We start from the raw sequence: 23,019 nt of genomic DNA on the forward strand, positions 1-23,019 counted from the left end.
GACATGCGTCCGTCAGGAGGCTGCGGTCTCGAGCATCGCCGTCACGTGCGGTGCGCTCCACCGCAGGAGCGCGTCAGATGGCGGGTCCTCGAGGTCCTCACCCCAGATCGCGACGGCCGCGCCCGACATCGGAGCCGCGAGCAGCGAACCGGAGTCGCCGTCCCACGTCCGGAGTGACCAGTTCTCGCGGAGATCGGCGACGGTGTACTCGCTGTCGGCCGGGTTGAGGTCGGTCGGCACCTCGTACAGGTAGTACGAGTTGTAGTTGAGCAGGTCGATCCCGGCCTGCTGCAGGTCGACCGCACTCGCCCGTCGCGCTCGCCGTTCGCGCCGCTCGGCTGCGTCCTCGGTGTCGCCGTCGAAGCTCCAGTAGGTGACGTGGATGCGCGGATCGAGTCGCCCGATCGCGACCCGATCGATCCCGTCGTTCCAGGCCCAGACCTCGCGGTTGCCGACCGTGGCCGCCATCGCGTTCATCCAGGCGACGCGCTGGCCGGCGGTGACGTCGTCGCCCCATTCGTCGCCGCCGATGTGCACGGTTCGGCTGGCAGGGAAGGTCCGCTGCACCTCTGCGTACAGCTTCTTCGCCAGGGCGAGACTCTCGGGCGCCGACGTGTCGAGCTCGTTCTCGCCCGAACGGATGCGGTCGACCCACTTCGTGCCGTGCTGCGCCTCGAGCAGGGCGAAGGCGGCGGCCATGTGTCCGGGAGTGTCGATCTCCGGCACGATCGCGACGCCCCGCTTCGCCCCGTAGGCGGCGATCGAGCGTGCCTGCGCGGCGCTCAGGAACGGGCGATGGGTCACGCGGCTCGTGTACACGCCGTCGTCGAGATCAGCGTTGGCGAGGGTCTGGCCGAGCACCGTGCTCTCGATCCCGACGTTCTGGTCATCGGTGAGGTGCAGGTGCAGGAAGCGGCCGCCGTCGTCGGCGAGGAGGTCGATGTACCGCTTGAGCAACGCCACGGGGTAGTAGGCGCGAGCGACGTCGAGCATCACGCCCGTCTCCGGACGCGCGCGGGTCGTCGGCTTGGTGGTGACGGTCGCGGTCGACGTGCGGCACTGCTTCGCCGAGTACGCACCGGCGCAGGCGAGGATGGAGTAGTTGCCGGCCGCGGTCCGGGAAGGGGTCCCGCGCACTGCGGTGGCCGAGGTGCTCGACCCAGCGGGGAGCGCCTTCACCGCGACCCGGCCGAGCGTGTACTTCTTGGCGCCGGCGGACAGGTACAGCCAAGCGGAGGAAGCCGGCTTCCGCACGGCGGCAGTGTTCTTGACCTTGAGGGTGGTGCGCACGGCACTGCCGGTCGAGGTGACGGTGGTGGTCGCGGTGACCTTCGTGACCGTCACGGTCGAGGTGTTCGACCCGGCAGCCGACCCGGCGATCGCATCGATGCCGATCAGGGCTGCCGCACACACCGCGATCGTCAGACCGGCTGCGACGGTTCGTCTGACGTGGTGTGGCGCAGGCGCTGTGAACGATCGGGACGAGGTCCTGTTCTGACGTACCACGACGCTCTCCCTCGGCAATGGGCGTCGTTCACCTGCGCGACGGCGTCACCTTTCTACCGCAGGTGGATCACGTGGCTCGGGTTCGTGTCCGAACCCCGACGAAGGTGCACCGTGGCACACCGGCCTCGCGTCAGCGGTTCGCGGACAGCAGTTCGAGGCAGTGCGCCATTACGGCTTGCTGAACCGGCAGCAGGGCCGCCTTGAAGGCGTGGCCGACGAAGGCAGGGTGCTCGAGCGCGTCGGCGCTGACCTCCCGGCCGCGCAGGAAGGGCGGGCAGGGATCGAGCACCACCCCTTTCGGTGCGAGATCGAGGAGGGCCGCGGTGATCTGGAACGGTTCGAGCGCCCGGGCGTGCTGGCCGGGGCCGTCGGTGAGGATCACGTCCGCTGATCGGACGGCGGTCTCCAGGTCGTCCGTCCACACTGCACCCGGGGAAGCCAGCTCGGCGGGGCAGCACTGGACCACATCGAGCTGCAGGACCCGAGCCGCTTCCTGCCACGCCCGAGCGATGTTGCCGTCAGCACCCACGAACAGGTATCGGAGCGACGAGATGTCGCCTCGCTGCCGCAGCGCGTACAGGTCCGCGAGCACCTCGCAGGGATGGTTCTCGTCGGTCATCGCGTTCACCACGGGCAGTGCCGCTGCTGCGGTCAGGCCCTCGACGACGGCGAGGTCGTGATGGCGCACGACGAGGATGTCCGCCCACGCCGCCAGGTACTGCGCCACGTCCGTCAACGCTTCCGGCTTGTCCAGCGTGGTGTCGGGGAACACGATCGGCTGCAGGCCCATCAGGGACGCGCCCCGTTCGAACGTGACCCGGGTCCGCAGGCTCGTGGACGGGAAGAACATCACCGCGGAGCCCGCCGTCGCGGGCCCTCGGCCGTCGCGGTAGTCGTCGGCCAGGCTGAAGACGGCCTCGACGTCGGACCTGCTCCAGTCATCGAGCTTGGTGAGCGATCGCATCCCACCACCCTAGGGACGCGCCGGCGCGCTCCCGACGTGACCGGAAGGCGGCCTGGAGGCGCGTGGCTGCGCCGCCACGCGCCTCCAGACTGCCCTGTGGTCGGTCCGACAACGCACCAGCGCCGTCGGCACCGCTTGGGTGGTTCCCTTTCCACTCCCTCATGGGAAGGCGCGAGCAGGCGTCCTACTGTCGTCTCAACCCGAGGTGCCCGAACGCCGACTGGGACGTCGGCGGCGGCTGCGGGGCTCGGCGGAGGTGAGGAGGACGGCGATGCCCCTGCGCGTCTTCTTCCCCCTCGTGTCCCTGACGTACGGGATCGGGAACTGGTTCACCTACCTGGCGCTGATCGTCTACGTGCAGACCCAGGCCGGATCGACCGCGAGTGCGGGGCTGTTCGTGGCACAGACGGTCCCGGCATTGCTCGTCGCCGGTCACATCGCTCGAGCTGTTCCGATCGAGAGCGTCCGCACGGCGTGGATCGGCTGCCAGGTCACCCTGGCCGTGATGACGGTCGGCGCGGCGTTCTTCGTCGAGCACCTGTGGGTGGTCTACGTGTACGCGGGGTCGAGCATGATCGTCCGTGCGGTTGCGAATCCGCTCCTGCTGTCGCTCGTGAGCTCGTCGGTCAGTGCCACTGAGCGTCCGGTGGTGCTTCGCTCGGTGAGCGCGACGTCGGCAGTCACCCTCGCCGTCGCGCCGGCCGTGGGGGGTTCACTGCTCCCGGTGATCGGGCCGACGTGGTTGCTGCTCCTCAATGCGCTGATGTTCGTCGGCGTCGGAGCAGCCATGTGGGCTCACGGCGGTGTCGGACGTGCGTTGCGAGCGGCTCGTGATCATGGCGGGAGGACGGCGACCGAGCTGCGCACGGGGAGCTGGTTCCGCTTGCCGGGGTTCGCCGCCCTCGTTCGCGTGGAAGGGTCCGATCTGTGGGCCTGGCGACAGCCCTACACACGGCTGTGGATGCTCCTCCTCATCGCAGGCGCGATCCTCAACATCATCGAGACACCCCTCGTGTTCGAGGTCGTGAAGCTCGGCGAAGCCGCGTACGGATGGATGCTCGCCGCCTACGGATGCGGCGGCCTCGTCGTGCTGCTCAGCAACCTGCGCCGTGGTCGCGCCCGGGACCTGGCGCACGGGAACGATCGTCTCCACACTTCGATCTCAGGAGTGGCGCTGGCCGCAGGCTTCCTCGCGGTTTCAGTTGTTGCGTTGGTGGGGCCGTCGGAACTCGCCACGGTGGTGACAGCGGTCGGCGCCTTCTTCCTCCTCGGGTACGGAGCGAGCTGGCTCTCGGGGACGTCGCGGGCGTGGCTGAACTCGTCGTTCCACGATCAGGGTGACTCCGTCACGAAAGCGATGTGGACCTGGGCTTCGCAGGTCACGCTCGCGATCAACCTCGTCGTCTACCTCGCGTTCTTCGTCATCTACGCGCTGGTCCCGACCGGAGCGTGGATGCTGGTGCCTGCGCTGGTCGCCTACGGCACGCTCCTGGTGGCCCTTGCACGGACCCGATCTCCACGAACGCTCCTCGTGGGCTGAGTCGAGGGCCTGTACCTCAGCCCGTCGCGTCCGACGCAGACCCCTGTGTGGTCAGCCCGTGCTCCGTCTTCTCCCAGTAGTGCGGCCGGGTCAGGAGCTGCCAGAGCGCCTTGTAGGCGGCGATGGAGTGCAGCGTCCAGTACACGGGGTTCAGGAGCGACCAGAGGATCAGGTGGAAGGTCCCGCGCTTGAACGGGCCCATCATCGACAGGTAGATCATGATCGCGTTGCCGACCAGGAAGTTGAACAGGCACAGCCACAGCACCCACACCGGGAACAGTGCGTCGACGGTCTCCCGCGGCAGGAAGAACGTGACGGCGGTGAGCGCGTAGAACGGCAACACGCAGAGGAACGTCGCCGGGGTGCCCGCGATGAGCAGGACGAACGCCGCGAACCGGACGATTCCGATCTCACGGACGAGTGCGAGCGGCCGACGGGCGTGGACCAAGCTGGTCTGCATGTAGCCCTTGATCCAGCGGGACCGCTGCCGGATGAAGTTCGGCACCGAGGTGTTGGCCTCCTCCATGGTGGTGGAGTTGATGACGCCCACGCGGTACCCGACGGCGCTCGCCCGGATGCCGAGGTCGGCGTCCTCGGTCACGTTGTAGGGGTCCCAGCCGCCGAGCTCGATGAGCGATGCCGTGCGGAAGTGGTTCGACGTGCCGCCCAGGGGGATCGGCAGGGACGCGTGGTCCAGACCGGCCAGCATGTAGTCGAACCAGTAGGAGTACTCCAGCGTGAACATGCGGGTGAGGACGTTCTCGCGAGCGTTGAAGTAGTTCAGTGCCGCCTGCACGCACACCGTGGCCTCGCCACCGCGCTCGAACGCGATCAGTGCCTTCTTCAGCTGGTCGGGGTCTGGTGTGTCCTCGGCGTCGTAGATCACGAGGTACTCGCCGGTCGCGACGTAGAGTCCGACGTTGCACGCACGTGGCTTTGTCTGCGGGTGCCCCTTCGGCACGGTGATGACCCGGAAGTGCGGTGGTGGGTTCGCCGCGGCGATCGCGTCCCGTGTCTCCTGGTCCTCTTCCTCGGTCAGGATGATGACCTCGAGCTTGTGCACGGGGTAGTCCAGGCCGCCGAGGTTGTCGATCAGCTGGGCGACGATGTTCGCTTCGCGGAACACGGGCACGAGGACGGTGTAGCCGGGGAGGTCGGCGTCGTCCAGGGCAGAGACCTCGGTGTCGGTGATCCGTTCGACGACGTCGTAGCGGGCTCCCTGCGTGGCGACGACGAACTTGAAGCCCGTCCCGGCGAGGAACACGAGGCTGGCTGCGATCAGCGCTGCGATCGCGGTCTGGACGGGCCAGATGATCCCGCACGCCACGGCGATCACGGCGAGGACGATGCCCGAGGCCTTCTGTGACCGCGAGAAGACGACGCGGGCGGAGAGCGTCGGGTTCCGGTCATGGAGTTGGTTCGCAGCGGCATCGGCCACGGCCCCGTGGAACTGGCTCAGCACGGCACGGCGGAGGGTCCAGCTGTCGACCGAGACGAACGTGACCGGAGCCCCGAGCTCCTCGGACAACGCATCCCCGAGTGCGGCGTCGTCGGCCCGGCCGGAGGTGAGGACGAGGATGCTGCCGTCCTGCAGCACGCGGACCGGCATCCAGTCCTCGGCGAGGTACCGCTGCCCGGATCCGGGGCGCTGCAACGCCGGGTCGATCCCGGAGGCCTCGAGCTCGGTGAGTTCATCGGGGCGGGACGTGGCTGTGTGCCGGCCGGGCCCGGAGAGGTGCGGGGTGGTCACTCGTCACCACCACCCGAGGGAGTCACCGATGGCGGCCATCCACTCCAGCGTGATCGGCCGGTTGAACGCAGCCGCCCACGCGATCACGATCTGCGCCGCGCCCACGGCGGCGATCAGGCCGCTCACCCGGGTGGTCCGGGCGGCCGGGACCACGGCGATGCCCATCATCGTCATGATGAGGAACACGTTGCCCGCGGAGTTCACCGGGATGAGGCCACCCACGTAGCCGATGATCAGTGCCCCGAAGACGAACACCGAGATCAGGACCGAACCGGGCCGACGACTCAGCAATGCCAGGGCGCAACCGCTCGCGACCGGGGCGAGGATGAGCAGCCCGTTGAGCGTCGTGACGAGCTCCGGGACCAGCCCCCAGAGCGCAGGGTCGTAGTGGACGGCGTTCTGGAACACCAGCAACGGGTTCCGTCCGAACAGTGCCTCGAGGAACATCACCGCACCGAAGACCGCGATGGTCGGGAACAGCACGATGAGCACGTTCGACCATCTCGCGCCCGACTCGCTCCGCCGTGCGACGGAGAGCAGCGGGGCCGTGATCGCCGCCGCGACCACGAGGACGAGCCCCGAAGCGTCCGCCAACGCCGCGAGCATGAAGAGGATCCCCGACTCGAAGCCGGCCTTGGTGTTCCGGCTGGAGACGAAGCGGACCATGTTGATCGCGCCGATCCCGAACAGCGCGATGCCGAGGAGCGCCTCGAAGTTGCCCGTGGCGGTGTACGCGAAGAGCGGGTTCGCGCCGATCGCGACGAGGAAGACCGTGCTCTTCCACCACGGGAAGCGCCGTTGGACCATGGCCTCGAGCAGCTGCTGCAGCAGGATCCCGGCGACGAGTGCCCCGGCGACCGCGAGTCCGGCGGCGCCGCCGGGGATGAGCCGCACGAGGATCGTGCCCAGCGGTGGGTACAGCTCGCTGAGCCACGAGACGTCTGCGCGGTCCCAGCTCAGTGTCGCGACATGGTCCACGACGGAGCGGTTGACGGTGACGTCGGCCACTGTGGGGTCGGCGCTGACGGCTGCGAGCACCAGGAACGGGACGGCGAACGCGAGCCGGAGCAGCCATCGTGCGCCCGCGCGGCTCGGGAACGGTTCCAGCCGTGTGCGCGTGTGGCCGTCCGCACGCGCGGCTTCCAGCTCGCGACGCAGGGCGCCTGCACGTTCTGCTTCCAACAAGACCACGGGGGCCACCTCACAGCAAGGCCGACTCGGTCTTGGTTGACATCGATTTCCGGCCCGACAGTGATGCCGTGCGCCCCGCAGCAGTGCGGATGCGAACGCATCCTCTCACCCCCGGCCGTCTTCCGGGTGACGGCGACGATCCCCGCTGCTATGTTTGCGCGCACAACAAATCCCGGACGATGATGTCGGAGGACGCGCGATGACGCACGCAACAGAGCACCGCTTCGGCGAGACGACCCTGACGGTCGTCGATGCCGAAGGCAATCCCATCCCCGATGCCGTCATCACCGTCGAGCAGACCCGCCATGCCTTCGCCTTCGGCAACATCGGCTTCGACTTCATCGAACTGGCCAACGGCGAAGCGACCGGCGAACCGACCGGCGAACCGACCGGCGAAGCCAACGCCGAAGCCAACGCCGAAGCGCACGACGAAGCAGGCATCGAGCACCTCGGCGACCTCTACACCGACGTCTTCAACACCGCGACGCTCCCGTTCTACTGGGGCCGCTTCGAGCCCGAGCGCGGAGCCCCGGACACCGCCAGACTCCTGACGACGGCGCAGTGGTTCCGCGACCGCGGCATCGCCCTCAAGGGTCACCCGCTCGTCTGGCACACCGTGCAGCCCGACTGGCTGCTGGGGCTCCCGCTGGACGAGGTCGACCGGCTCCAGCGGGAGCGCATCCGCCGCGAGGTCTCCGCCTTCGCCGGCACGATCGACACCTGGGACGCCATCAACGAGGTCGTCATCATGCCGGTGTTCGACAACGGCGACAACGCGATCACCCCGCTCGCCCGGGCCAAGGGCCGCATCCCGATGATCCGGATGGCCTTCGAGGAGGCCCGCGCCGCCAATCCACACGCCACCCTGCTGCTCAACGACTTCGACCTGTCGAGTGCGTACGAGTGCCTGATCGAGGGCGTGCTCGAAGCCGGCGTGCAGATCGACGCCATCGGACTGCAGACCCACATGCACCAGGGCTACTGGGGCGAGGACACGATGCTCGCGATGGTCGACCGGTTCGCCCGCTACGGCCTGCCGCTGCACCTGACCGAGACCTCGCTCGTCTCCGGTGACCTCATGCCCGCGCACATCGTCGACCTCAACGACCACCAGGTCGCTTCGTGGCCGTCGACGCCCGAGGGTGAGGCGCGCCAGGCCGACGACATCGAACGGCACTACCGGAGCCTGGTCGGCCACCCTTCCGTCGAGGCGATCACCTACTGGGGCATCACCGACGCCGGCGCCTGGCTCGGCGCCCCGATCGGACTCGTCCGCGCCGACGGCAGCCCGAAGCCGTCCTACGACGCGCTCCGCCGCCTGGTCAAGGAGGAGTGGTGGCTCGGCCCGACGGTGCTCCGCACCGACGACCGCGGTCGGGTGCAGGTCCGCGGCTTCCGCGGCGACTACCGCGTCGATGTGCGCGGCACGTCCGCCCCGTTCACCGTCACCGACGTGCCCACGCAGGTGCAGATCGTCGCGTGACCACCTGACGGACTGGAGGCCCGGTGCGGCCCCGCCCCGCGCCTCCAGTCCGTCAGCGGCGGACCTGGCTGTGGGGGTGCTCATGGCTCTGATCGGGGTGGTGCGCTTTGCTGGGCGAGACCAGCGGACCGTCCGCGGCGCCGTGAGGGGTGGACTTGATGCGTATGAGCAGACCGCACGGACGGCTCCTGCTCGTGCAACGCTCGGTCCTCGTGACCGCCGTGCTGGCGTCGGGGCTCGCACTGGTGGCCGGGTGCAGTTCGCCCCGGTTGCCGCCGTCGTCCGCAACCGCCGTCGAGGTGACGAAGGTGTACCTGGCTGCGGCGAAGGCGCAGCGGTGTGACGTGACGAAGGCGTTGACGCTCGACAGCACGTGGGCGTGGTGCCGGAACCCGACGCTGCGGAAGTACACCGTCGCGGACAAGGCGGAATCGGTGCCGTTCAACCCTGGCCACAGGACGGAGTCGTGTGTCGACACGACGGTGACGAGTCGAGCGTCGGAGGAATCGGAGCCGATGAACGGGACGCGCACGTGGAGCTTCTGCTTCACGAAGACGGCGTCCGGATGGCGCCTCACGGACCAGGGACAGGGCTAGGGCGCGCGCCCCTCCTGAGGCGGCCGGAAGGGCCAGGCGTCAGCGTGGGTGTGCGGCACCGCGACGACCTGGAGGTACGGGCTGACCATCTCGAGCAGCTCGACGACGTCAGCGCTGAACCACGCCCGGGCCCCCGTGTCCGCCGTCACCTGGTCGCGCGTCCTGCGGCCACCACACCCCAGAAGGCTCCGCCGACGAGGATCGCGGCGCACGCGACGAACGCGGGGATGTCGTCGGCGCGTCCGAGTGCGATGTAGACCAGGCTCACTGACACGGTCGCGCCGCCGGCGATGCTCGTCGGGACGATCGCTGCTCGGTGGCCGATGATCCAGCTCTCGTCGCTGCGCATGGTCGCCCGGGTACGGATGCCGACGAGCCCGTTCCTGCCGATGGTGCCCCGCGCCGGCAGGACGACGAAGACGATGGTCAGGACGGCGGCTGCCATCTCGATCGCGATCACGTGATCTCCTTCTGGGTCGGTCATCACGCTCGCGTGTGGCTGAGATCGGAGCGCGTCAGACCAAACCTGCCGGTATCCGGTGAAATACGCAAGGGCAGCAGGGCCCGTCACCGCCGCACGTACCGGTGCTCCGGCCGCCCCGCAGCCCCGTACCGCAACTGCATCGCCACGGTCCCGTCCGCCGTGAGCTGCGCCAGGTACCGCTGCGCCGTCGCCCGCGAGACCCCGATCGCCGCAGCCACCTCGGCGGCAGATCGTTCCTCACCGGCGACGAGCTGCTCGAGCACCAGCGCCGCCGTGGCCGCCCGGGACGGCGACGCCCCACCGCTGTCGCCGGCGTGCAGGATCCGGAACGCCCGCTCGACGCCCTCTTGATCGAGGGTCGACCGCTCGTCGAGCACGTTCCGCGAGCGCGCGTACGCCTGCAGCCGCTCGGCCAGCACCCCGGCTGCGAAGGGCTTGATCAGGTAGGCGAGTGCCCCGCTCCGCATCGCCCGCCGCACGGTGCCCGAGTCCGAAGCAGCGCTCAGCACGAAGGCATCGGTGTCGATCGACCGCAGCAGGTCGAGCCCGCTGCCGTCGGGCAGGTACACGTCGACGAGCACCAGGTCCACGGTCCCGCTCGACAGCGCGGCGCGGGCGGCCGCGAGGGTCCCGACGGGTTCGAGCGCCCGGAACCCCGGCACGTCGTCGACCTGCCGCCGGTGCAGGTCGGCGACGTGGAAGTCGTCGTCGACCACCAGCACGGTGAAGACGGAACTCACGACACCACTCCTTCCAGCCGGGCGCAGAAGACCGCGCCGTGGTCGGCACCGCCGGGGGAGGCGAGCCACACGTCACCGCCGTGCCGCCGGGCGATCTCCCGCGACAACGGCAGCCCGATCCCGAGCCCGTGCACCTGCGAGACGTCCTCCGACGCGGGAGCCGCCGCCGGACCGCGCACGAACAGCGAGTCCGCGGCATCGTCCGGCACCCCCGGCCCGGAGTCCATCACCGACAGGTGCAGGGTCGCTCCGTCGTCGAGCACCTCGACCTCCACCCACGGGGATCCGCCGTCCCTCGACTGCTCGTCCCCGCCGGTGAGGGCCGCCGACACCGCGTTGTCGACCAGGTTGCCGAGCACGGTCGTCACGTCGCCCGGCTCGGTGATCGTCCCCTGCACGAGCGTCTCCGCCCCGATCCGCAGCAGCACCCCACGCTCGGCGGCCTCGACGCCCTTCGCCCCGAGGAACGCCTGCAGGTACGGCTCGGTCAACCGGTCGGCGTGCTGCACCGGGTAGCGCAGCGGCCCGCGCTCCTGCACGTCCGCCAGGTACGCGCGCGCCCGGGCGGTCTCGCCGATGTCGAGCAGCCCCGAGATCGCGTGCAGCCGGTTCGCGAACTCGTGGCGCTGCGCGCGGAGCGCCGTGCTCATCGCCCCGACAGCGTCGAGTCGCCGGGTCAGGGCCTCGACGTCGGTGCGGTCGCGCAGGACGGCGACCCGGCCCAGGTCGCGTCCGTCGCGGAACACCGTGCGGACGTCGACGAGCAGCACCCGGTGCCCGGCGACGATCGTGGCGCTCGCCGGGGCAGCGGAAGTCACATCGAGCATCGACCCGAGCGGCGCGGGCAGGTCGAGGGAGGCCACCGGACGGCCGACCGGGTCGGCCAGTCCGAGCAGTCGCACGGCTTCGGGGTTGCAGACGGTGACGACCCCCGACGGGCCGATCGCGATGACGCCTTCACCGACGCCGCCGAGCACGGCCTGCTGGTTCTGCACGAGCGTCACGAGCTCTTCCGGCTGCAGCCCGAGCGTCAGCCGCACCAGCCTGCGTCGGATCAGCACCGAGGCGATCACCGCGAGCAGGACCGCCGCCAGCCCGGCACCGATCACCGGCATGCTGTCCTCGACCAGGGTGTCGTAGACGCGTGCCCGGTTGAACCCGACGCTCACCTCGCCGACGACGGCGGACTGCCGGGAGGCCCGGCTCGTCTCCGCCCCGCCGGCCACGGGCGCGGAGACGGGCACCTTCGCCCGCGCCGACTCACCGAGCGTGCCGCGTGCCCAGGACACGGTCTCGCGGCCCGCGAGTGCGGCGTCGGGGGAGGTGCTCACCATCTCGCCGATCCGGTCGGTGTCGGGATGGGCCAGCCGGATGCCCCGGTCGTCGGTGACCACGACGAAGAGTGCCCCGGTCCGGCGCTGGGCCGCGAGTGCCGCTCGCTGGACGGGCCCGTCGGCTAGGGCCGCGGGGTCGAGGTCGGTGCCGTCGACGCTCAACCGGGCGACCGCAGCCCGGACGTCGGACTGCGCGGCGACGCTCTGTGCGATCGCGAGTGCGGTCCCCTCGGCAGCGCGCTCCAGCCGGGTGACCTCGATCCGGACGAACACGGCACTGGTCAGGGCGACGACGGCGACGACCACGGCGAGCTGCAGCACGAGCACCTCGGTGGCGAAGCGGAGCCTGGGGCGCCGTGAACGGTCGTCGGTCACGACCCCAGCGTACGGAGGGCGAGCCGACCTGCCTGCGCACAATGCGCAGAAAGCGGTCAACGCGCGATGGTGCGCCAATGTGCAGAAGCGCGCCGCGCCTCCAGGCCGGGTCGTAGCGTGCCCGGACTGCCAGACACGGACGAAGGAGTCCTGATGCTCGTCATCCTCGGGTACGCGATGGTCCTGACCTTCATGGTCCTGATCATGACCAAGCGCATGTCGCCCATGCTCGCGCTGATCATCGTGCCGACCGTGTTCGGACTGTTCGCGGGGGCGGGTCTGGGGCTCGGCGACATGGTGACCGAGGCGATCGGCACGCTGGCACCGACGGCCGCGCTCCTGATGTTCGCGATCATGTACTTCGGGCTGATGATCGACGTCGGCCTGTTCGACCCGCTCGTCCGGTTCATCCTGCGGGTGACCGGCAACGACCCGGCGAAGATCGTGCTCGGGACGGCTCTGCTGGCCGGTGCGGTTTCGCTCGACGGGGACGGCTCGACGACGTTCATCGTGGTCACGGCGGCGATGCTGCCGATCTACCTGAAGCTCGGCATGAGCCCGGTCGTGATGACGTGCGTGGCGGGTCTGACGAACGGGACGCTCAACATCGTGCCGTGGGGCGGTCCCACCGCCCGTGCCGCCGCCGCGCTGAAGATCGACCCGACGGACATCTTCGTGCCCCTCGTGCCGTCGCTCGTGGTGGGGCTGCTGCTGTGCTTCACGTTCGCGTGGACGATGGGCCTGCGGGAGCGCAAGCGCCTCGGGCTGATCGAGTTCACCGAGGCCTCACGGGGTGCGCGGGTGCCGGAACGGGCGAACGCCCGGGCCGGGTCGCGGGTGCTCGCGGCGGTGGGTGGGACCGGCGGCGGGATGTTCACGAGCCCCACGGTCGCGCTCGGACTGCGCGGCGGGAAGGCCGACGGTCGGCGTGCGGACGGCGATGGCGTGGACGGCGCGGGGTCGGGGGACGAGAGCACGGGGACCGGCACCATGGCCGAGACGATGCTCGACCCGAACCGCCCGACCCTGCGGCCGAAGCGGATCTGGTTCAACCTGGCGCTGACCGTCGCGGTGATGGTGGCGCTCGTGCTGGGGCTCCTGCCGCTGCACTTCGTGTTCATGATCGGCACGGCGATCGCCCTGCTCGTGAACTTCCCGCAGCTCAAGCAGCAGACCGCGCAGATCGTCGCGCACGCCCCGAGCATCGTCGGTGTCGTGTCGATGGTGTTCGCCGCCGGGGTGCTGATCGGGGTGCTCGACGGCACCGGGATGGTCGCGGCGATGGCCGACTGGCTCGTCGCGGTGATCCCCGACTCGATGGGCCCGTACCTGGCGGGCATCACCGGTGTGCTGAGCATGCCGCTGACGTTCTTCATGAGCAACGACGCGTTCTACTTCGGGATCCTGCCGGTGCTGTCCGAAAGCGCTTCGGCGTACGGGATCACGCCGGCCGAGATGGCGCGGGCCTCGGTCGTCGGGCAGCCGGTGCACATGCAGAGCCCGCTGGTCCCCGCGATCCTGCTGCTGGTGTCGCTGGCCAACGTGAACCTCGGCGACCACCACCGGAAGGTGCTGTGGCGTGCCGCCGTGGTCGCGATGGCGATGCTCGTGGTGGCGATCGTGGTGCGGGTCATCCCGTTCGGATGAACCGACCGCCGGTGCCGACCCGGCGCGCGCCCGACCGGTGCGCGCCGGACCGGACGGTGCCGGCTCAGGCGGCGTCGAGCTCCCGCGTCAGCGCCGCGACGAAGTCGTCGATGTCCTGCTCCGAGGTGTCGTACGCGCACATCCACCGCACCTCGTTGCGGCTGGCGTCCCAGTCGTAGAACCGGAAGTGCTTCCGCAGTCGGTCGGCCACCCCGGCGGGCAGGGTCGCGAAGACGCCGTTCGCCTGGGTCTGCTGGCTGAAGCCGACGCCCCGGATGCTGCCGTCGGCGATACCGGCCTCCAGTGCACCGCGCAGTCGGGCGGCCATGGCGTTGGCGTGCCCAGCGGAGCGCAGGTACAGGTCGTCGCTGAGCAGGGCGATGAGCTGGGCGGAGACGAACCGCATCTTCGACGAGAGCTGCATGTTCATCTTGCGCAGGTAGTGCAACCCCTCGGACGCCGAGGGGTTCAGCACGACGATCGCCTCGCCGTAGAGCATGCCGTTCTTCGTCCCGCCGAAGCTCAGCACGTCGACACCGGCGTCGGTGGTGAAGTCGCGCAGGGGCACCCCGAGGGACGCCGCGGCGTTCGAGATGCGGGCGCCGTCCATGTGCAGCTTCATGCCGAGCGAGTGGACGTGTTCGGCGATCGTCCGGACCTCGTCCACCGTGTACGCGGTGCCGAGCTCGGTGGTCTGGGTGATCGACACGACGAGCGGCTGGGCACGGTGCTCGTCGCCCCAGCCCCAGGCCTCGCGGTCGATGAGCTCGGGCGTCAGCTTGCCGTCGGGTGCCTCGACCGGCAGGAGCTTGATCCCGGCGACGCGCTCGGGCGCCCCGGCTTCGTCGGTGTGGATGTGCGCGGTCGCGGTGCACACGACCGCTCCCCACCGCGGCAGCATCGACTGCAGCCCGACGACGTTCGCGCCGGTGCCGTTGAACACCGGGAACGCCTCGGCCTGCGACCCGAAGTGCTCGCGGATCACCTCGTTGAGACGTGCCGTGTAGACGTCCTCGCCGTAGGCGATCTGGTGGCCGTCGTTGGCCGCTGCGATGGCGGCGAGGATCTCGGGGTGGACGCCGGCGTAGTTGTCCGAGGCGAAGCCCCGCAGGTCCAGGTTGTGCAGTCGGAGGGTCACGCGTTCATCCTAGGTTCGAGGGGTCAGGCGCCGTGAGCGGGATGCGGGCACCGTTGAGGTCGGCCGGTGGGGTGTCCCAGAGCCGGACGACCTCGGCGCCGAGCCGCTCCTCGAGGCCGGACAGTGCACCGACGACGAACACGGCGGCCGCGGCGGTCTCCGGTGCCTCCTTCCGGAACCCCTGCGCCACGGCCCGGACCCAGGCGTCGGACGCAGCCTTCGCCGCCGCGTAGTTCGCGGCACCGGCGGTGGGGGAGTCGACCGCGGTGGACGACACGAACGCGAGCCGTCCGGCCGGGGACGCCACCAGGTCGTCGTGGAAGACCCGGGTCGTGTTCCGCAGGGTCCGGAAGGCGCGGTCGAAGAAGTCCCAGTCCGCGTCGGACTGGCCGACGATGCTGCCACCGCCGCGCCACCCGCCGACCAGGTGGACCAGCCCGTCGACGCGGCCGGCGTCCGCGTGGACGTCGTCGGCCAACGCGGTGACCGCACCGAGGTCCGACAGGTCGCGCGTGCGCGTCGTGACGCCCGGGACGGACGCGCGCAGGGCCTCCAGGGCGTCGGGTCTGGTGCCGACCGCGACGACGGCCGCACCGGCGGCGGTGAGTGCGCGCGCGACGGCTGCGCCGCTGGCACTGGTCGCACCGGCGATCAGCACCAGGCGACCGGCCACCGAGGCGTCGGTCACGCGGCGGCCTCGGCGACGAGCTCGGCGTCCGTGGTGCCGGTGATGCCGGCCGTGGACGCGATGACGGTCGCCATCTTCTTGTCGAGGGCCTCGTAGAACATCGACAGCGGGAACTCGTCGTCGAGCACCGCGTCGGTGTAGCCGCGCGGCGGTCCGGCGAGCGTCTCGTCGGGCAGGCCACGCGCCCATTTCGACGCCGGGTGCGGCGTGAGTGTGCGGGTCAGCATCTCGTACGCGGCGAGCCAGTGCGCCGACTTCGGCCGGTCGATCGAGCGCCGGTAGAGCTCGTTGATCTCGTCGCTCAGGGCGATGATCACGTCCGGCACCTCGGGCCAGTCGATCGTCAGCTGCGTGTCCGTCCAGTGCAGGACGCCGTGCTGGTGCATCCAGGCGAACAGCAGCTGGCCGCCCAGTCCGTCGTAGTTGCGGATGCGGCTGCCGGTGATCGCGAATCGGAAGATGCGGTCGAAGACGACCGCGTACTGCACCAGGCGCGCGTGGTCACGGATGGCGCGCTGCGCGTCCTGGAGGCCCGTGTCGGGTCCGGCGGACAGCTCGCGTTCCAGACGCACGGACTCGCGGAACGCGGTCAGGTCGCAGCGGAGCTCCTCGAGCGAGTAGAGGAAGAACGGCATCCGCTGCTTGATCATGAACGGGTCGAAGGGCAGGTCCCCGCGCATGTGCGAGCGGTCGTGGATGATGTCCCACATCACGAAGACCCGCTCGGTCAGCTGCTGGTCGTCGAGCATCGCAGCGGCCTCGGCCGGCAGCTCGAGCTTGGTGACGTCGGCGGCGGCACGGACGACCCGGCGGTAGCGGGCGGCCTCGCGGTCCTGGAAGATCGCGCCCCACGTGAAGGCGGGGATCGAGCGCATCGCGACGGTCTCGGGGAACAGCACCGCCGAGTTCGTGTCGTAGCCCGGGGTGAAGTCGACGAACCGCAGTGCGACGAACAACGCGTTGCCGTGGTCGCCGGCCTCGAGCTCGGCGATGAACTCCGGCCAGATGACCTCGACCAGGACCGCCTCGACGAAGCGCGAGGTGCTGCCGTTCTGGGTGACCATCGGGAACACGACCAGGTGGCCGAGCCCGTCGACGCGGTGCTGCTGCGGCTGGAACGCGGTGAGGGAGTCGAGGAAGTCGGGGACCCCGAAGCCCTGCTCCTGCCAGCGTGCGAAGTCGAGCTGCAGCACCTGGAGGAACGCAGCGTCGTGCGGGAAGTGCGGTGCCAGCTCGGCGACGGCCGGCACGATCACCGCGACGTGACCGGCGGCAGCGGCGTGGTCGGACGGTTCGGGGACGGAGCCGTCCCGCGTCTGCAGGTCCTGCAGGGCGACGACTGCACGCTTGAGCCGGAGCCAGGCGGGGTGGGCGGCGATCTCGCGCACGGACAGGTGGTCCTCGACGACCTCGGGCTCTCCGACGATGGCGTCCTGCGAGATCTTCTGGGCGAACTGGGACATGTCGAACCTCCCGTCATCGGGGTCGGCCGCGGATCTGCGGACGAGTGGTGCGCGTTACCGGATCGTCTCGAGCCTAGGGAAGTTCGGGGGACGCAAAGTTGCCCATCTGCGGTGGAATCGTGCGTCGTCGTGGTGCTCGCGCGGGGATCTGACTGCTGCGCGCACGGTTCGTGCGGCCATGGCGCGGTTCGGTGTCGCGACCTCTTTGCGTCCACTGTCCGACATGCGCCGGAGGCGCCGGACGGACACGTACCCATGGACCTCCGGACGTATGGAGGGTCGGAACTGTCGTCGTGCGGTCGGACTACGCGAGTACCTGGTTGAGGACGAGCGCGGCGCCGATCACTGCGACGCAGACCAGGAACGCAACCGGTGCTGCCCTGCTCTTCGGGTGCACCATGCCAGCAAAGCCCGAGGCACTCAGGCCAGCTGCTCCCGTTGCGACCGAGAGCGGCCATCCATTGACGACGAGCACGACACAAGCGACGCCGAGCAAGACCGCGCACGCTGCGAGCACCCTGCTGAGCACGCGGCGGAGACGAGCCGGCGTTGCTCGCTCCGGAACGGTCAACGGTAGATCGCCATACACGTTCGGCCACGTACTTCGCCGTTGTTCCGGAAGTCGACGCACATGCTCCCCGGACGCAACGTGTGCTTCTTGACGCTGGGGATGTTGAAGACGGCTTGTCCGCAGCCTGAACGCACCGACGTCGTCTCCTGCGCGTACTGCCGCCCGTTGACGTCCTTGAAGCGGTAGACGCCGCTCCAGTTGCAGAACATCCCCGGGATGACCGCAGCGAGGCCGTAGCACTCGACCGCGGTCGTCGACCCCGTGACCCGCAGCCCCGAACCTCGAACGGACATGTTGAGGAAGCATCCCGCTGGTACGACGATCGTCACGCCTCGGTAGCTCCAGCGGAAGGACGCAACTGGTGACGTCGCGAACCCTCCGTTGACCGTGTTGCCCCCGCCGGCCTGATTCGAGTCGTAGGCGTGCGAAAGGTCAGCGAGTTTCCGTGCCTGTTCGTGCACGTCCACGTCGGCGACTGGCTCCGCGACGTTCTGTGCCGCCGTTGCTGGCGAGGCAAGAGCTGCCACGAAGAGCAAGCACGCTCCGAGCGCTACCGAAGATCGTCCAATGAAATTGCGGGACAACGTCATCTCCCCATGTCAGTCCCGGCCTGTGCCGAGGACCTCACGCTACTGATCTTCCAGCACGTAGAACAAGAAATTTGTATTTCGGCGGAACGAGGGCTGGGTCAGTAGAGTCGAGATGTGGAACATCAGCGGTGGACGGTTGGGCGCGTGGGGCAGAGCGGGGCCCGGGCGATCCTGTTCGCCATCATGGCGCTCGGGGCCTCGATGCTGAGCGCTCCGAACGAGGCGTCGTGGAATCCGGGGGCGTTCCTGCTCGTCGGTGGCGCCGTCTGCGCCCTGCCGCTCTTGCTGGGACGGCATCGGCGCAGAGGCACCGTGCGGGCCGGGATCTCCACGTCGGACTGGGTGGCGCTGTCGACCGGTCTCGGGGCAGGGCTGCTCGTCGGCCTCCTCTTCTTCGACGGCTCGGCTGCCTTCGGCGCGCTCTTCCCGGTCCCGTTCGTGGCGATCCACGCCGCCGTGAGTCGCGCGGACGGAAGCCTGCGAGCTCGGTCGATCTTGCTCGCGGTGACGGCGGCGTTGGTCGTTGCGATCCTCGTCACGGGTGACGATCTGCAGCGCGGCTTCGCCGACCTCGTCCAGGGGGCCGTGGTCGCCAGCGTCCTGTTGACGCTCGCGTCGGTCCTCTGGAGCGCTGTGCGGAGACAGCGGGCCTGAAGCTGCTGCGGTGCACTCCAGCGCTGCGGGCCGCGTGATCGGTACGGTGGTCGCCATGGCCCGATTCACGCCCCCAGCCGCTGACGCGATGCGCGCCCGGCTCCTGCTCGCCGCGCGGGACGAGTTCGCCGCGGTCGGACTGGCCGCCGGCAGGGTCGAACGGATCGGTGCCGCAGCGTCGAGCAACAAGGCGCAGGTCTTCCACTACTTCGGCAGCAAGGAGGGGCTGTTCGACGCGCTCGTCGCCGACACCGTGACCGAGACGTTCGCCGAGGCCCCGCTCGACACCGCCGACCTCGCCGCCTGGGCCGGCCGGGTGCACGACTCGTACGCCCGTCGCCCCTGGGCCCAGCGGCTCGCGACCTGGCACCGGCTCGAGCGCGCCGACGTCCCGCTCGAGTCCGTCGCGACCAGCTACGCAGACGCGGTGGCCGAGGTCGAGCACGCGCAGCGCGCCGGGGTCCTGCCGCGGGCGTTCCGTCCGGCGGTGCTGCTCGGGCTCGTGCTGCACACCGCGGCGTTCTGGAGCGCGACCGCTCCGGAGTACGAGCCGCTGGTGCAGGCCGTGACGCCGCCGCGGCGTCGCCAGGTCGTGGTGGACGCGGTCACGGCCCTGTTCGGCGGGAAGTCCTGACCGAGCGATCCACGGGCGCCAGCGTGAGCCCGCTCGGACTGCGCGTGCGGGGCGGAGCCGCACCGGGCCTCCTGGCCGTCCCTCAGTCGGCTGCGCCGGCGGCGACCCGCAGCGTCCGCTCCGCGTCGTCGAGGTAGTCGGCGAGCAGCGCCGAGGCGGCGTCCTGGTCGCCACCGCGCAACGCGGACACGATCGCGTCGTTGCGTTCGACGAAGTCGGCGTGGAACGAGGCCGGGTCCGCGGTGGTCAGGAAGGCGAGCCGCATCTCGGCGAGCAGGCCGTCCATCAGGGCGTGAATCCGCTCGCTCGGCACCGCGCGCACGAGCTCGGCGTGGAACCGGATGTCGGCCGTGCCGACCGCGCCCCAGTCGCCCGCGGACGCTGCTGCCCGGGCGTCGGCGACCGCTGCAGCGGCCTCGGCGAGTGCCGGTGCGTCGGGGGTGCAGGCGCGCACGGCTGCCTCTTCGAGCACCCGCCGAGCCGCGTAGAGATCGGTGACGTCGGCGGCGGAGAGCCGGCGGACGAACACCCCGCGGTTGAACACGTGCTCGACCAGACGGTCGCGGGCGAGGAGTCGGAAGGCCTCGCGCAGGGTGTTCCGCGAGACCCCGAGCTGGTCACTCAGCCGCTCCTCGGACAGCTGCGCCCCAGGGGAGAACCCACCCGACGCGATCATGGTGCGCAACCGCGTGGCCGTGGAGTCAGCGCCGCCGACGGTTCGGGTCATGGCACCGATCCTGGCACGGGTGGCGTTTGTGAAGGGCGTGTTACAGAGCAGAACCGGCTCTTGCGATTGTTGAACAATGCGGTCCAGACTGTCCCGCATGTTCGTCCTCATCGGCGTCGCCGTCGTCATCGTCGGCTTCGCATTGCGCATCAACGCGCTCCTCGTCGTCACGGTCGCGGGCATCGTGACCGCGGCCATCGGCGGGATCGGTCCCGTCGGCATCCTCGACGCGTTCGGCAACGGGTTCGCCTCGAGCCGGTCCGTCACGACCTTCGCGCTCGTCCTGCCCGTCATCGGCCTGATCGAGCGCTACGGCCTGCAGGACCAGGCGAAGCGCCTGATCGCGAAGCTCGACAAGCTGACGACGGGTCGTCTGCTCGCCGGCTACCTGGTGATCCGGCAGGTCACCGCTGCGGTCGGTCTGACCAGCATCGGTGGCCCGGCGCAGACCGTGCGCCCGCTGGTCTACCCAATGGCCGAGGGTGCGGCGACCAAGAAGTACGGGCGCATCGACGACCGCATGCGCGAGAAGATCAAGGGCTACTCGGCGTCGTCGGACACCGTCGGCGTGTTCTTCGGCGAGGACGTCTTCGTCGCCGTCGGCTCGATCCTGCTCATCACGACGTTCGTCGACTCGACCTACGGGCTGTCGCTCGAACCGATCGACCTGGCCCTGTGGGCGATCCCGACGGGCATCGCGGCACTCATCGTGCACGGCGGACGCCTGCTGCTGTTCGACCGCCGACTCGACAAGATGGCGGCGGACGCCCGTGCCGACGCCCCGACCCTGGGGGCAGCAGCGTGATCACCAGCGAATGGCTCTACTGGCTCATCGGCGCGTTCTTCATCGCCGTCGCCGTCCTGATCGTCACCGACACCGCGCACGCGAAGCGCCTGGGCAACGCGGCGTTCTGGGGCATCCTCGGCCTGTCGTTCTTCTACGGCACCTTCGTCGCCGCCGGCACCGTGCCGGCCTGGACGCTCGGGATCGCCGTCCTCGTGATGGTTGCGCTCGCGGGGCTCGGCTTCACCGGGACGACGAGCCGCACCCGGGTCGCGAGCATCCCCGGCGCGGGCACGGGTGCCGAGACCGGCCCCGCCGAACCCACCGGCGTGACGCAGAAGATCACGGACGCCGGCAGCGGCAGCACGAGTGTGCTCGCCACCACCAGTCCGGACGAGCGCGCCGCCTTCGCGACGAAGTACGGCAACCGGCTCTTCATCCCGGCCCTCGTGGTGCCGGTGGTCGCCGTGCTGGTCGCGACGCTCGGCCCCCTCGTCTCGTTCGGCGGCGAACCGCTCCTCGCCGAGGGCAGTGCGACACTGACCGGTCTGGGCATCGGTTCGGTGCTCGCCGTCGTCGTGGCCGTGTTCGTCCTGCGCCCGCCGAGGATCGCCACCCCGATCCGCGAGGGCGGTCGCCTGCTGCAGGCGATCGGCTGGGCGGCGCTGCTGCCGCAGATGCTCTCGACGCTCGGCATCGTCTTCACCCAGGCGGGGGTCGGTGACGCCGTCGGCACCATCATCAAGTCGGTCCTGCCCGACGGCTCGCTGCTCGCCGCCGTGGTCATCTACTGCCTCGGCATGGCCCTGTTCACGATCATCATGGGCAACGCGTTCGCCGCGTTCCCGATCATGACGGCCGCGATCGGCTGGCCCGTCCTGGTGCAGGGCTTCGATGGCAACCCCGCCGCGATCTTCGCGATCGGCATGCTCGCCGGCTTCTGCGGCACGCTCGTCACCCCGATGGCCGCGAACTTCAACCTGGTGCCGGCTGCCCTGCTCGAGATGCGGGACAAGTACGGCCCGATCAAGGCGCAGATCCCCACCGCCGCCATCCTGCTCGTCGTCAACATGGGAGTCATGTACCTTGTCGCATTCTGATGCCGCCCCGATCGACCTGACCCGGGCTGCCTGGGCCGACCGCTTCGCGGCCGTCGCCGCGGACAACACGACCCGCGAGTACCCGTACGCCGCGCACCACGCGACGTCCGGACCGGACGACCGGGCCCTGCCCGTCGAGCTCCACCCCGCCTTCGCCACGTCGTACGACTGGCACTCGTCCGTGCACATGCACTGGCTCGCGGCGCGCCTGGTCGCGCACGGCCTGCCCACCGACCTGGAGGCCCGGCTCACCTCGATCCTGCAGGCGCACCTCACGACGGATCACCTCGCAACCGAGGCCGCCTACCTGCGTGAGACACCGCACTACGAGCGCCCCTACGGCTGGGCCTGGCTCGCCCGGCTCGCCGCAGAGGTCTCGGCATCCGAGGCGCCCGCTGTCCGGGCACTGGCACCCGGGTTCGCACCCGTCGTCGACGTCCTCGAAGACCTGGTCGTCCGGTGGATCGACGGGGCCGCGCACCCCGTCCGGCACGGCGTGCACTCGAACTCGGCGTTCGGGCTGCTGCTCGTGCTCGAGGCAGCCCGGTCGCTCGACCGTCCGGCCCTGGCGGCTGCGGTCGAGGGGGCTGCGAAGGACTGGTTCGGCGCGGACGCCGGGTGGCCGTTCGCCTGGGAGCGGAGCGGGCACGACTTCCTGTCCGCGGGCCTGGCCGAAGCCGACCTGATGCGGGCGGTGCTGCCCGCCCCGGAGTTCGCGACGTGGGCCCGCGGCTTCTTCGCCGCGGTACAGCCGGGTGACGCGATCCTGCGGTCGACGGTGGTCCGGGACGAGAACGACCCGCAGCAGGTGCACCTGTTCGGGCTCGACCTGTCGCGGGCGGGATCGGCCCGGCGCATCGCGGACGCACTCCGCGCCGGCGGCCCGGACGACTCCGGCACCGGCATCGCCGACCTGCTCGACGACGCGGCCGACCGGCTGCTGGTCTCGGGTCTCGCGGCGAGCGTGGGCGAGGAGTACTACTCCACCCACTGGCTGGCGAGCTTCGCCTGGGACGCGATGGAGGCCCGGGAGCACGCCGCTCGCTGACCGTCGTCGGGA

21 protein-coding genes are annotated in these 23,019 nt (G+C 70.1%); 8 read left to right on the top strand and 13 right to left on the bottom strand.

Annotated features, from left to right (window positions below):
* Positions 1-12 precede the first annotated feature (12 nt).
* Both DEJ05_RS11780 and DEJ05_RS11785 read right to left on the bottom strand, forming a co-directional pair.
* A complete protein-coding gene (locus DEJ05_RS11780) occupies positions 13-1,413 on the bottom strand; it encodes a family 20 glycosylhydrolase (protein WP_111110490.1) in 1,401 nt (466 codons plus the stop codon).
* 223 nt (positions 1,414-1,636) lie between these two features.
* The gene (locus tag DEJ05_RS11785; RefSeq protein WP_111110491.1) at positions 1,637-2,470 is read right to left on the bottom strand and encodes an ornithine carbamoyltransferase; all 834 of its coding nucleotides are present in this window, start codon (positions 2,468-2,470) and stop codon (positions 1,637-1,639) included.
* 271 nt (positions 2,471-2,741) lie between these two features.
* Between DEJ05_RS11785 and DEJ05_RS11790 the strand changes: the two genes are divergently transcribed.
* The gene (locus DEJ05_RS11790; protein WP_111110492.1) at positions 2,742-4,010 is read left to right on the top strand and encodes an MFS transporter; all 1,269 of its coding nucleotides are present in this window, start codon (positions 2,742-2,744) and stop codon (positions 4,008-4,010) included.
* Positions 4,011-4,026: 16 nt separating this feature from the next.
* On the opposite strand, the gene DEJ05_RS11795 is transcribed toward DEJ05_RS11790, so the two are convergent.
* Positions 4,027-5,760, bottom strand: a complete 1,734-nt coding sequence (locus tag DEJ05_RS11795; RefSeq protein WP_111110493.1) for a glycosyltransferase — start codon at positions 5,758-5,760, stop codon at positions 4,027-4,029.
* Positions 5,761-5,763: 3 nt separating this feature from the next.
* Complete coding sequence (locus DEJ05_RS11800; RefSeq protein WP_111030669.1) at positions 5,764-6,951, bottom strand: hypothetical protein; 1,188 nt, start codon at positions 6,949-6,951, stop codon at positions 5,764-5,766.
* Positions 6,952-7,150: 199 nt separating this feature from the next.
* On the opposite strand from DEJ05_RS11800, the gene DEJ05_RS11805 reads away from it, so the two are divergent.
* A complete protein-coding gene (locus DEJ05_RS11805; protein WP_111110494.1) occupies positions 7,151-8,434 on the top strand; it encodes an endo-1,4-beta-xylanase in 1,284 nt (427 codons plus the stop codon).
* 52 nt (positions 8,435-8,486) lie between these two features.
* Here the strand turns inward: DEJ05_RS11805 and DEJ05_RS17885 are convergent, their stop codons facing one another.
* The 4 genes from DEJ05_RS17885 to DEJ05_RS11825 all read right to left on the bottom strand — a co-directional run bounded on the left by DEJ05_RS17885 (position 8,487) and on the right by DEJ05_RS11825 (position 11,963).
* The gene (locus tag DEJ05_RS17885) at positions 8,487-8,984 is read right to left on the bottom strand and encodes a hypothetical protein (protein WP_146245093.1); all 498 of its coding nucleotides are present in this window, start codon (positions 8,982-8,984) and stop codon (positions 8,487-8,489) included.
* Between the two features lie 191 nt (positions 8,985-9,175).
* The gene (locus DEJ05_RS11815) at positions 9,176-9,490 is read right to left on the bottom strand and encodes an SdpI family protein (protein WP_181433097.1); all 315 of its coding nucleotides are present in this window, start codon (positions 9,488-9,490) and stop codon (positions 9,176-9,178) included.
* A 107-nt stretch (positions 9,491-9,597) separates the two neighbouring features.
* A complete protein-coding gene (locus DEJ05_RS11820) occupies positions 9,598-10,254 on the bottom strand; it encodes a response regulator (protein ID WP_111047516.1) in 657 nt (218 codons plus the stop codon).
* Positions 10,251-11,963 carry a sensor histidine kinase gene (locus DEJ05_RS11825; protein WP_111110495.1) on the bottom strand — a complete coding sequence of 571 codons (1,713 nt, stop codon included), beginning with the start codon at positions 11,961-11,963 and terminating at the stop codon, positions 10,251-10,253. The genes DEJ05_RS11820 and DEJ05_RS11825 overlap by 4 nt, the downstream gene beginning before the upstream one ends.
* 153 nt (positions 11,964-12,116) lie before the next feature.
* Between DEJ05_RS11825 and DEJ05_RS11830 the strand changes: the two genes are divergently transcribed.
* Positions 12,117-13,610 carry a CitMHS family transporter gene (locus DEJ05_RS11830; protein ID WP_111030613.1) on the top strand — a complete coding sequence of 498 codons (1,494 nt, stop codon included), beginning with the start codon at positions 12,117-12,119 and terminating at the stop codon, positions 13,608-13,610.
* A 64-nt stretch (positions 13,611-13,674) separates the two neighbouring features.
* On the opposite strand, the gene DEJ05_RS11835 is transcribed toward DEJ05_RS11830, so the two are convergent.
* The 4 genes from DEJ05_RS11835 to DEJ05_RS17890 all read right to left on the bottom strand — a co-directional run bounded on the left by DEJ05_RS11835 (position 13,675) and on the right by DEJ05_RS17890 (position 18,006).
* A complete protein-coding gene (locus DEJ05_RS11835) occupies positions 13,675-14,748 on the bottom strand; it encodes a low specificity L-threonine aldolase (RefSeq protein WP_111110496.1) in 1,074 nt (357 codons plus the stop codon).
* A gap of 4 nt (positions 14,749-14,752) precedes the next feature.
* On the bottom strand, positions 14,753-15,436 hold the full coding sequence (locus tag DEJ05_RS11840; RefSeq protein ID WP_111110497.1) for an SDR family NAD(P)-dependent oxidoreductase: 684 nt from the start codon (positions 15,434-15,436) through the stop codon (positions 14,753-14,755).
* Positions 15,433-16,899, bottom strand: a complete 1,467-nt coding sequence (locus DEJ05_RS11845; protein ID WP_111110498.1) for a DUF6421 family protein — start codon at positions 16,897-16,899, stop codon at positions 15,433-15,435. The genes DEJ05_RS11840 and DEJ05_RS11845 overlap by 4 nt, the downstream gene beginning before the upstream one ends.
* Before the next feature lie 567 nt (positions 16,900-17,466).
* Entirely contained in the window at positions 17,467-18,006 is a 540-nt protein-coding gene (locus DEJ05_RS17890) for a hypothetical protein (RefSeq protein ID WP_146245094.1), read from the bottom strand.
* A gap of 168 nt (positions 18,007-18,174) precedes the next feature.
* Between DEJ05_RS17890 and DEJ05_RS11855 the strand changes: the two genes are divergently transcribed.
* The gene (locus DEJ05_RS11855) at positions 18,175-18,714 is read left to right on the top strand and encodes a hypothetical protein (RefSeq protein WP_146245095.1); all 540 of its coding nucleotides are present in this window, start codon (positions 18,175-18,177) and stop codon (positions 18,712-18,714) included.
* A gap of 55 nt (positions 18,715-18,769) precedes the next feature.
* Positions 18,770-19,348 (top strand): TetR family transcriptional regulator, encoded by a 579-nt coding sequence (locus DEJ05_RS11860; RefSeq protein ID WP_111110500.1) that lies wholly within the window; start codon positions 18,770-18,772, stop codon positions 19,346-19,348.
* 82 nt (positions 19,349-19,430) lie between these two features.
* On the opposite strand, the gene DEJ05_RS11865 is transcribed toward DEJ05_RS11860, so the two are convergent.
* Positions 19,431-20,075, bottom strand: coding sequence for a GntR family transcriptional regulator (locus DEJ05_RS11865; RefSeq protein ID WP_111024726.1), 645 nt, complete (start codon positions 20,073-20,075; stop codon positions 19,431-19,433).
* Positions 20,076-20,172: 97 nt separating this feature from the next.
* On the opposite strand from DEJ05_RS11865, the gene DEJ05_RS11870 reads away from it, so the two are divergent.
* From DEJ05_RS11870 to DEJ05_RS11880, 3 genes are read left to right on the top strand one after another with little or no spacing between them, the layout of a single operon-like run.
* Positions 20,173-20,880: a DUF969 domain-containing protein gene (locus DEJ05_RS11870; RefSeq protein ID WP_027465970.1), complete on the top strand. Its 708-nt coding sequence runs from the start codon at positions 20,173-20,175 to the stop codon at positions 20,878-20,880.
* The gene (locus tag DEJ05_RS11875; RefSeq protein WP_111032726.1) at positions 20,877-21,959 is read left to right on the top strand and encodes a DUF979 domain-containing protein; all 1,083 of its coding nucleotides are present in this window, start codon (positions 20,877-20,879) and stop codon (positions 21,957-21,959) included. The genes DEJ05_RS11870 and DEJ05_RS11875 overlap by 4 nt, the downstream gene beginning before the upstream one ends.
* The gene (locus DEJ05_RS11880) at positions 21,946-23,007 is read left to right on the top strand and encodes a DUF2891 family protein (protein ID WP_245165121.1); all 1,062 of its coding nucleotides are present in this window, start codon (positions 21,946-21,948) and stop codon (positions 23,005-23,007) included. Before DEJ05_RS11875 ends, DEJ05_RS11880 begins: the two co-directional genes overlap by 14 nt.
* The last annotated feature ends 12 nt before the right edge of the window (positions 23,008-23,019 follow it).

This window comes from Curtobacterium sp. MCLR17_045 (genome assembly GCF_003234405.1).
GTDB classification, from domain to species: domain Bacteria; phylum Actinomycetota; class Actinomycetes; order Actinomycetales; family Microbacteriaceae; genus Curtobacterium; species Curtobacterium flaccumfaciens.

Bases quoted from the DNA above. Each gene is read 5' to 3' on its own strand.
- DEJ05_RS11785 (WP_111110491.1), bottom strand. From the start codon at position 2,470: ATGCGATCGCTCACCAAGCTCGATGACTGGAGCAGGTCCGACGTCGAG.
- DEJ05_RS11845 (WP_111110498.1), bottom strand. From the start codon at position 16,899: ATGTCCCAGTTCGCCCAGAAGATCTCGCAGGACGCCATCGTCGGAGAG.
- DEJ05_RS11865 (WP_111024726.1), bottom strand. From the start codon at position 20,075: ATGACCCGAACCGTCGGCGGCGCTGACTCCACGGCCACGCGGTTGCGC.
- DEJ05_RS11805 (WP_111110494.1), top strand. From the start codon at position 7,151: ATGACGCACGCAACAGAGCACCGCTTCGGCGAGACGACCCTGACGGTC.
- DEJ05_RS11860 (WP_111110500.1), top strand. From the start codon at position 18,770: ATGGCCCGATTCACGCCCCCAGCCGCTGACGCGATGCGCGCCCGGCTC.
- DEJ05_RS11790 (WP_111110492.1), top strand. From the start codon at position 2,742: ATGCCCCTGCGCGTCTTCTTCCCCCTCGTGTCCCTGACGTACGGGATC.
- DEJ05_RS11870 (WP_027465970.1), top strand. From the start codon at position 20,173: ATGTTCGTCCTCATCGGCGTCGCCGTCGTCATCGTCGGCTTCGCATTG.
- DEJ05_RS11830 (WP_111030613.1), top strand. From the start codon at position 12,117: ATGCTCGTCATCCTCGGGTACGCGATGGTCCTGACCTTCATGGTCCTG.